The organism is Saccharomonospora halophila 8 (genome assembly GCF_000383775.1).
In the GTDB taxonomy this organism is placed as follows: domain Bacteria; phylum Actinomycetota; class Actinomycetes; order Mycobacteriales; family Pseudonocardiaceae; genus Saccharomonospora; species Saccharomonospora halophila.
Window position 1 is genome coordinate 7,824 of the sequence record NZ_KB912487.1, and the last position, 3,513, is coordinate 11,336.

Sequence of the window (3,513 nt, forward strand, 5' to 3'; positions counted from 1 at the left end):
GCACGGCCCTGGCCGCCGTCGGGCTGGCCGCCGTCGGGCTGGCCGTCACCGTGCTGCTCCGCCGGGACACCACCGAGCGCCGGTGACCCGCGCGGACCCGCTCACAGGTCAAGTGTGAACGCGAGCAGCAGAACCTCCTCGGCCACGGTGCGGTCGAGCTCGGGAACACGGCGGAACCCGAGCCGTTCGTAGAGCCGGTGGGCGGTCGTCATGGACACCATGCTCGTCAGCACCACCCGGCCCGCGCCCAGTTCGCGACCCCGGTCGAGCACGGCGCGGGTGAGCATCTCGCCGATGCCGCGCCCGCGCCCTCCGGGTGCCACGGCGAGCATGCGGATCTCGACCTCGTCCGGGCCGCACAGCTCGGCCATCACCGACCCGGGTTCCACCAGCGTCACCGTGCCCACCGGGACGTCCGCCTCGTCGACGGCCACGAGCAGCTCGGCGTGCTCGGCCCGCCGCGCGGCGTGGCGTAACTGCTCGGCGTAGGAAGGGCCGGAGGCGTGGTCGAGGAAGCCGTCGGCCTCGTAGGCCGCCACGGTCAGCTCCCCCACGGCGCCGAACTCCGCGGGCCGGGCACGCCGCACCAGGATGTCACTCATCCCGCCTCACGCCTCCTGTTCCCCGGCGACCCGCACGGCCGCGTCCGGGCCGCGGTCGAGCAGCACGCGGAAGCCGTCCTCGTCGAGCACGGGCACCCCGAGCTGCACGGCCTTGTCGTGCTTGGAACCCGGTGCCTCGCCCACGACCACGAAGGCGGTCTTCTTCGACACCGACCCGGCGGCCTTCCCGCCCCGCGCCATGATCGCCTCCTTGGCCTCGTCCCGGGAGAAGGTCTCCAGGGAGCCGGTGACCACGATCGAGAGTCCCTCCAGGTTGCGCGGGATCGAGGCGTCCCGTTCGGCCTCCATCCGCACCCCGGAGCGGCGCCACTTCTCCACGATCTCGCGGTGCCAGTCCACGGCGAACCACTCCCGCACCGACCGGGCGATCGTGGGGCCGACCCCGTCGACCTCGGCGAGGGTGTCGGTGTCCGCGTCGTCGATCGCCTCCACCGTGCCGAACTCGCGCGCCAGCGCCTGCGCCGCCGTGGGGCCGACGTGCCGGATGGACAGCCCGACCAGGACCTTCCACAGCGGACGGTCTTTGGCCGCCTCCAGGTTGTCCAGCAGCCGCTGCCCGTTGGCCGAGAGGTCCCCCGCCTTGGTGACGAACAGCTCGGTCCGTTTCAGCTTCGCGGCGTCCAGGTCGAACACGTCCCCCTCGTCGACGATCACCCCAGAGGAGAGCAACGCACCCGCCGCCTCCCATCCCAGCATCTCGATGTCGAACGCCGCGCGCCCGGCCAGGTGGAACAGCCGCTCCCGCAGCTGCGCGGGGCAGGACCGCGCGTTCGGGCAGCGGATGTCGACGTCGGCCTCCTTCTCGTGGGCCAGGCGGGTGCCGCACTCCGGACAGTGCGTGGGCATGACGAACTCGCGCTCGTCGCCGGTGCGGACGTCCACGACCGGGCCGAGCACCTCCGGGATCACGTCCCCCGCCTTGCGGATGACCACCCGGTCGCCGACGAGCACGCCCTTGCGCCGGACCTCCTCGGCGTTGTGCAGGGTCGCCAGCTCCACGGTGGAGCCCGCGACCTTGACCGGCTCCATCACCGCGTACGGCGTGACCCGGCCCGTGCGGCCGACGTTGACCCCGATGTCCAGCAGGGTGGTGTTGGCCTCCTCCGGCGGGTACTTGTAGGCGATCGCCCACCGCGGTGCCCGCGCGGTCGTACCCAGCCTGCGCTGCTGCGCGACCTCGTCGACCTTGATGACCACGCCGTCGAGCTCGAACTCGGCCTCCTGCCGGTGCTCGTTCCAGTAGCGGATGTGGTCGACCAACCCGTCCGCGGAGTCGATCACCGTGCTGTGCGCGGAGACCGGCAGGCCCCACGCGGCGAGCGCGTCGTAGGCCTCCGACTGCCGCTGCGGGTCGAATCCGGAGCGTTTGCCGAGCCCGTGGCAGATCAGCCGCAGCGGTCGACCGCGCGTGATCTTGGGGTCCTTCTGGCGCAGTGACCCGGCCGCCGCGTTCCGGGGGTTCGCGAACGGCGACTTGCCCGCCTCCACCAGCCCGGAGTTGAGTTCGGCGAACTCGGCCACCCGGAAGTACACCTCACCCCGGATCTCCACGAGCTCCGGGACCGGGAACCGGTCGTTCGCGGAGAGCCGCTCGGGGACGTCGCGCAGGGTGCGCACGTTCAGCGTCACGTCCTCGCCGGTCCGGCCGTCCCCGCGGGTGAGGGCCCGGGTGAGGACTCCGTTCTCGTAGAGCAGGTTCACCGCGAGCCCGTCGATCTTCAGTTCGCACAGGTAGCGGGTGCCGCCGCCGACCTCCTTCTCGACCCGGTCGACCCACGCCCGCAACTCCTCCGTGTCGAAGGCGTTGTCCAGGCTGAGCATCCGCTCCAGATGATCGCCCGCGAGGAACTCGGTGGAGAACATGCCGCCGCCGACCTGCCGGGTGGGCGAGTCGGGCGAGACCAGGCCGGGGTGTTCGGCCTCCATCCGCTCCAGCTCACGCATCAGCCGGTCGAACTCCGCGTCGGAGATCGTGGGGCGGTCGAGCACGTAGTAGCGGAACTGGTGACCACGGACCTCGTCGGCCAGCTCCCGGTGCCGCTCCCGGATCTCGGCGGGGACGTCGGCGATGTCCTCGACCTCGGCGGCCGGTGCCGCCCCGGCGAGGCCGTCACCGGTCACCGTCGTCGTCCCGGCTCGCTCCGTCCCGGCATGCCCGGGGCCGCCGGGATCGGGGCCGGTGGTGTCGGGGCCGGTGGTGTCCGTGCGGTCGTGGCTGCTCACATCCGCACAGCCTAGTGCGCACCACCGACAGTGTCGGCGAGCTCCTCGACGAGTGCGCGGAGTCGGGTGAGGTCGACGGTGCCGCCGGGTTCGCCGAGCGCCGTCTCGACCCGGCGGAGACGTTCGGCGGCGAGGCGCTCCCCCAGTGCGGCGTCCAGCGGCAGGAACGTCATCGCCGTGCGGGACGCCTCGTCGAGGTCGGCCAGCGCCGGGTGGTACACGGCGACGTCGACCACCCCCTCCGCCTCGTCCACCCGGGCCACCACCCGCACGTCGGCCAGCCCGACCCGGTGGCCGCCCACGTTCACGGTCACCTCCGCCGGGTCCGGGACCGGGGGCACCGAATCGTGGTACTCCCACATCGCGTCGTCCGGGGGCGCACCCGCGATCCACACGTCGGTGTAGGGCCGCAGCGCCGGATCCTCCTGTCCACTGAGCACCAGCGCGTAGATCGCGCGCCCACCCCGGTCGACGGAGAAGTGCAGGTCCGGATGCAGCCGGGCGACCGCGGGGGCCAGCAGGGTCTCGGCCTGCGCCGGACACCCGTTGCCGAGCGCGGCACTCACGTCGGGCAGGACGTCGTGCCAGTACCGCCAGAACTCCGCGGCGGCGGCCGCCGGATCGTCCGGCACCGGCTGCCGGGGGAACGCGGTGCGCGGGTCCGGCG

Annotated in this window: 3 protein-coding genes; all 3 read right to left on the reverse strand. The window is 72.9% G+C overall.

Annotation, left to right across the window (positions count from 1 at the left end):
* Nucleotides 1-101: 101 nt before the first annotated feature.
* Nucleotides 102-602, reverse strand: coding sequence for a GNAT family N-acetyltransferase (locus tag SACHA_RS0102560; protein WP_019806976.1), 501 nt, complete (start codon nt 600-602; stop codon nt 102-104).
* A gap of 6 nt (nt 603-608) precedes the next feature.
* Nucleotides 609-2,744 carry an NAD-dependent DNA ligase LigA gene (gene ligA / locus SACHA_RS0102565; RefSeq protein WP_039737728.1) on the reverse strand — a complete coding sequence of 712 codons (2,136 nt, stop codon included), beginning with the start codon at nt 2,742-2,744 and terminating at the stop codon, nt 609-611.
* 113 nt (nt 2,745-2,857) lie between these two features.
* On the reverse strand, nt 2,858-3,513 hold a 656-nt coding region (locus SACHA_RS19945), incomplete at its 5' end, for a hypothetical protein (RefSeq protein WP_019806979.1).